This window comes from Streptomyces sp. NPDC097981 (genome assembly GCF_040302565.1).
In the GTDB taxonomy this organism is placed as follows: domain Bacteria; phylum Actinomycetota; class Actinomycetes; order Streptomycetales; family Streptomycetaceae; genus Streptomyces.
In genome coordinates this window covers 1-5,935 of the sequence record NZ_JBEORW010000123.1, presented here as the reverse complement: position 1 = coordinate 5,935, position 5,935 = coordinate 1, and the positions used below count along the sequence as shown (strand labels likewise).

Below are 5,935 nucleotides of genomic sequence, written 5' to 3'. Positions count from 1 at the left end.
GACAGCCTGGTCTCGCGCCAGGTGGACTACTGGCGCCGCACGCTCGCCGGAGCCCCCGAAGAGCTGACCCTGCCCTACGACCGTCCCCGCCCGGCGGTGCTGGGCAACCGCGGCCACAGCGTGCCGCTGGAGATCCCGGCCGAGGTGCACGCGCGGCTCGTGGACGTGGCCCGCGCCGAGGGCGTGACCATGTCCATGCTGCTGCAGACCGCGCTGGCGGTACTGCTGTCCCGGCTGGGCGGCGGAACCGACATCTCCATCGGCGCGCCGAACGCCGGACGCACCGACGAAGCACTCGACGACCTCGTCGGCTTCTTCGTCAACACCCTCGTGCTGCGCACGGACCTGTCCGGGAACCCGACCTTCACCGACTTGTTCTCCCGGGTGCGGGAGACCGCTCTCGCGGCCTTCGCTCACCAGGACGTCCCGTTCGAGCGTCTGGTCGAGGAGCTGGCCCCGGCCCGCTCCCTCGCCCGCCACCCGCTGTTCCAGGTGACCCTCACGGTGCAGAACAACGCCGACGCGGTCCTGGACCTCTCCGGTCTCGCGGCGGATACGGTGCCCGCGGGAGCGCCGGTCGCCAAGTTCGACCTGGACGTGACCGTCGGCGAGGTGTTCGACGCCCAGAACCGTCCGGCGGGCCTGCGTGGTGTGGTCGTCGCGGCGGCGGACCTGTTCGACACGGACACCGTCGAGCAGCTCGGCCGACGCCTCGGGACGGTGCTCCGGACCCTGGCCGCCGACCCGCGCACCCGCATCGGCGCCGTCGACGTACTCGGCGAGGACGAGCGCCGCCGCGTGCTGGTGGAGTGGAACGACACCGCGACCGAGGTGCCGCGCGCCACGGTGGTGGAGCTGTTCGAGGAGCGGGTCTCCCGGGCTCCCGACGCCGTCGCGGTCGTGGCCGACGGCGCGGAGGTCTCGTACGCGGAACTCGACGCCCGGGCCGACCGGATGGCGCGCTACCTGGTGGACCGGGGAGTCGGCGCGGAGTCGCTGGTCGCGGTCGTGCTCGAACGCGGCGTCGATCTGATGGTGGCGCTGCTCGGCATCCTGAAGGCCGGCGCCGCCTACCTGCCCATCGACCCCACCTACCCCGCCGAGCGGGTCGCCTACATGCTGGACGACGCCAAGCCGGCCGTGGTGCTCGGCGCGGTGGGCACGGTCGCGGCCGTTCCCGCCTCGGCCCCGCTCGTGGTCGTCGACACGGCGGAGTTCGCCCAGGCGCTGGACGACGCGGCGGCCCGGCCGTCGACGGCCGGGGACCGGCCGCGGGCGCTCGCGCTCCCGGCCTACGTGATCTACACGTCCGGGTCGACGGGCCGCCCGAAGGGCGTGGTCGTGACCCAGTCCGGCTTCGCGAACACGGTCGCGGCACTGGCCCGGTTCGGCGCGGGCCCGGACTCCCGGGTCGCGCAGTTCGCGTCCCTGAGCTTCGACAACTTCTGCCTCGAATGGTCGCTGGCCCTCACCTCGGGCGCGACGCTGGTCGTGGTCCCTGCCGAGCGGCGGCTGGGCCAGGAACTCGCCCGGTTCTTCGCGGAGCAGGAGATCACCCACGCGACGCTGCCGCCGGCCGTGCTCGCCGGGCTGGAGCCCGGGTCGATCGCGCCGGGCGTCGTGCTCGAAGTCGGTGGCGAGGCGTGCTCGCCGGAGCTGGTGGACCGCTGGTCCGCCGGGCGGCTGATGTTCAACACCTACGGCCCGACCGAGACCACGGTGGACGCGACGGTGTGGCGCTGCGCCCCCGGAGTGCGCGAGGTGCCGATCGGTTCGCCCATCGGCAACGCGCGGGCGTTCGTCGTGGACGCCTTCCTGGCCCCCGTGGCACCCGGCGTCGTCGGTGAGCTGTACCTGGCGGGAGCGGGACTGGCGCGCGGCTACGCGGGCCGCCCCGGACTGACCGCGGAGCGCTTCGTGGCGTGCCCGCACGGCGCGCCCGGTGAGCGGATGTACCGCACCGGTGACCTGGCCCGCTGGGACGCGGACGGCCGGCTGATGTTCGTCGGCCGCGCCGACGAACAGGTCAAGGTCCGCGGCTTCCGCATCGAGCTCGGCGAGGTGCAGGCCGTGGTGGCCGGTCACCCGTCGGTCGAGCAGGCCGCGGTGATCGCCCGCGAGGACGTCTCCGGTGACCCCCGCCTGGTCGCCTATGTCGTGCCCGCCGAAGGCGCGGACCACGACGAGCTGTCGGCAGGCGTACGGGCCCGGGTGGCCGAGCAGCTGCCGCAGCACATGGTCCCGTCGGCGGTCGTGGTGCTGGACGTGCTGCCGCTGTCGGTGAACGGCAAGCTGGACCGTAAGGCCCTGCCCGTGCCGGAGTACGCCAAGGGCGAGGGCCGCGGCCCGTCGAACCTGCGGGAAGAACTCATGTGCGCGGCGTTCGCAGAGGTACTGGGTCTCGAGAGCGTCGGCGTCGACGACGACTTCTTCGGGCTGGGCGGCCACTCGCTGCTCGCGGTCCGGCTCGTGGAGCGGCTGCGGGAACACGGAGTACCGGTCTCGGTGCGCGCGCTGTTCCAGACGCCCACCGTCGCGGGCCTCGCGACGTCATCCGACGCGGAACTCGTCGTCGTACCGCCGAACGGCATCCCGGACGACGCGCGGACGATCACTCCCGAGATGCTCCCCCTGGTCGACCTCACGGCCGCCGAGGTGGAGCGGATCGTCGCCACGGTGGACGGCGGCGCCGCCAACGTCGCCGACGTCTACCCGCTCGCACCGCTCCAGGAGGGGCTGCTCTTCCACCACCTGCTGGCGGAGGGCGGCGAGGACGCCTATGTGACCCCGATGGTGGTCGAATTCGCCTCCCGGGACCTCCTGGACCGGTACCTGCTCGCACTGCAGCAGGTGGTGGACCGTCACGACATCCTCCGGACCGCGATCGTGTGGGAAGGCCTGCGCGAGCCCGTACAGGTGGTGTGGCGCCGAGCCGCGCTGTCGGTCGAAGAGGTGCTGCTGGACTCCGGGAGCATCGATCCCGTCGCCGACCTGGTGGCGCTCGCGGGATCGGCCATGGACCTGGGACGCGCGCCGCTGATCCGCGTGCATCTTGCCCCCGAACCGGGCACCGGCAAGTGGCTGGCGCTGTTCCGGGTGCACCACATGGTGCAGGACCACACCGGCATGGAAGTCGTCCTCGACGAGGTCGTCACGATCCTGTCCGGCCGGGCCGACAGCCTGCCGGAGCCGCTCCCCTTCCGCGACTTCGTCGCACAGGCCCGCAACGGCGTCGAGCGGGAGGCCCACACCCGCTACTTCTCCGAGCTGCTGGGCGACGTCACGGAGACGACCGCCCCGTACCAGGAGCTGAACGCGCTCGGCGACGGCTCCGGCGTGGTCCGCGCCCGGCTCCGATTCACACCGGAGCTGGACGGCCTGATCCGCGACGCCGCACGCCGCCTGGGCACCAGCCCGGCGACGCTCATGCACGTGGCCTGGGCCCGTTTGCTCGCCGCGCTCAGCGGCCGGCACGACGTGGTGTTCGGCACCGTCCTGCTCGGCCGGATGAACGCCTGGGCGGGCTCCGACCGGGTGGCGGGTCCCTTCATCAACACCCTCCCGATGCGCGTGCGCATCGACGGCACGACGGCGCGGGCCGCCGTCGTGGCGATGCGCGGCCAGCTCGCCGGACTGCTGGAGCACGAACACGCTCCGCTGGCCCTGGCGCAGCAGGCGAGCGGGGTCCCGGGCGACGCCCCGCTGTTCACCGCACTGTTCAACTACCGGCACAACACCGCCCGTCCGGAGGAGCAGGCCGACGACACCACGCCGGACGGCTCCGCAGTCGAGGGCATCCGGCTGGTGTTCGGCCGGGAAGTCACCAACTACCCGCTCTCGGTGTCCGTCGACGACGACGGGGACGGCATCGGCCTGGCCGTCGACGCGGTGGAGACGATCGACCCCCAGGCGGTCGCCGCGCTGCTGCGCACCACCGTCGAGAACCTGGTCGCCGCGCTGAAGGACGAACTGAACGGCGGCCCGAGCCTCCCCCTCTCCGCCGTCGACGTGCTCGACGAGACCGAGCGCCACCACGTCCTGGTGGACCTCAACGACACCGGCCGCCGCACCGCGGCGTCGACCGTGCCCGAACTCTTCGAGGCACAGGTGGCCCGCACCCCCGACGCGGTGGCGCTGACCTCCGCGGGCACCGAGCTGACGTACGCGCAGCTCGACGCCCGGGCGAACCGGCTGGCGCGGCTGCTCCTGGACCGGGGGGTCGGTGCGGAGTCGCTCGTCGCCGTGGCCATGCCGCGGGGCGCCGACGCCGTCGTCACCCTCCTGGCGATCACGAAGGCGGGCGCCGCCTACCTTCCGGTCGACCCCTCGTACCCGGCGGAGCGCATCGCGTTCATGCTGGCCGACGCGGCACCGGCGCTGCTGGTGACCACCGGCGCGACTGTCCTCCCGCCCCAGACCCCGGCCACCGGAGCCGCGCCCGTCCCGTACCTCGTACTGGACGCCGCGGAGACGGCCGCCACGCTCGCCGGGCTGGCTGACGCCGCGCTCACGGACGACGAACGCTCCGCCCCCGTCCTCCCGGACAGCGGTGCCTACGTCATCTACACCTCCGGCTCCACCGGCCTGCCCAAGGGCACGGTCGTGCCGCACCGGGCGATCGACCGCCTGGTGCGCGACTCCGGGTACGTCGAACTCGGCGCCGGTGACGTCGTCGCGCACCTGGCCTCGGCGTCCTTCGACGCGGCGACCTTCGAGATCTGGGGCGCCCTGCTCAACGGAGCGGTCCTGGCCGTCGCACCCGCCGGTGCGCTGTCCGTCGCCGAACTCAGGGAGTTCCTGACCGCCCGCCGAGTCACCACCCTGTGGCTGACGGCCGGTCTGTTCCACGAAGTGGTCGACCAGGACCCCGACATGCTCCGCGGCGTCCACCAGCTGCTGGCCGGTGGCGACGTCCTCTCCAACGCGCACTGCCGCGCCGTGCTGGACCGACTGCCCTCCGTCCGCCTACTCAACGGCTACGGGCCGACGGAGAACACCACCTTCACCGCCGTGCACGAGGTGCGGGCCGTCGACGTGGCGGGCAAGGCGGGCGTGCCGATCGGCACCCCGGTCTCCGACACCCGCGTGTACGTGGTGGACGAGTGGCTGAAGCCCGTGCCCGTCGGTGTCGTGGGTGAGCTGTACACCTCGGGTGCCGGTCTGGCCCGCGGATACTCGGGCCGCGCCGGGCTCACGGCGGAGCGGTTCGTCGCCTGCCCCTTCGAGCCGGGCGAGCGCATGTACCGCACCGGGGACCGGGCGAGCTGGGACACCGAAGGACGACTGGTGTTCGCCGGCCGCGCCGACGACCAGGTCAAGGTCCGCGGCTTCCGGGTCGAGCCCGGTGAGGTGCAGGCCGTGGTGGCCGCGCACCCCGACGTCGCGCAGGCCGCGGTGATCGTCCGTCAGGACGCCCCCGGGGACAAGCGGCTCGTCGCCTACGTGGTGTCCACGGACGCTCACGACGGCACCGAACTCCCGGTGTCCGTACGCGAGTACCTCACCGGACAGCTGCCGGAGTACATGGTCCCGTCCGCGGTGGTGGTGCTGGACGCGCTGCCGCTGACCGCGAACGGCAAGGTCGACCGCAGGGCCCTGCCCGCCCCCGACTACGAGGGCAGCGCCGCGACCGGCGGCCGCAGGGCCGTCACCCTGCGGGAGGAGATCCTGTGCGGCGTGTTCGCACAGGTCCTGGGCCTGGAGAGCGTGGGCGTCGACGACGACTTCTTCGCCCTGGGCGGCCACTCCCTGCTGGCGACCCGGCTGATCAGCCGGGTGCGGACGGTCCTGGGCGTCGAGGTTCCGCTGCGCGCGCTGTTCGAGGCGCCGACGGTGGCGCTGCTGGCGGCGCGTCTCGACGGCGCCGACCGGGCGCGGGTGGCGCTGACGGCGGGCGAGCGTCCCGAGCGGGTGCCGCTGTCGTTCGCGCAGCGCC

Annotated in this window: 1 protein-coding gene; it reads left to right on the top strand. The window is 73.4% G+C overall.

Annotated features, from left to right (window positions below; translation table 11 throughout):
• Positions 1 to 5,935 (top strand): non-ribosomal peptide synthetase (locus tag ABTY04_RS40120; RefSeq protein WP_352218374.1); only part of this gene is annotated, 5,935 nt, incomplete at both ends.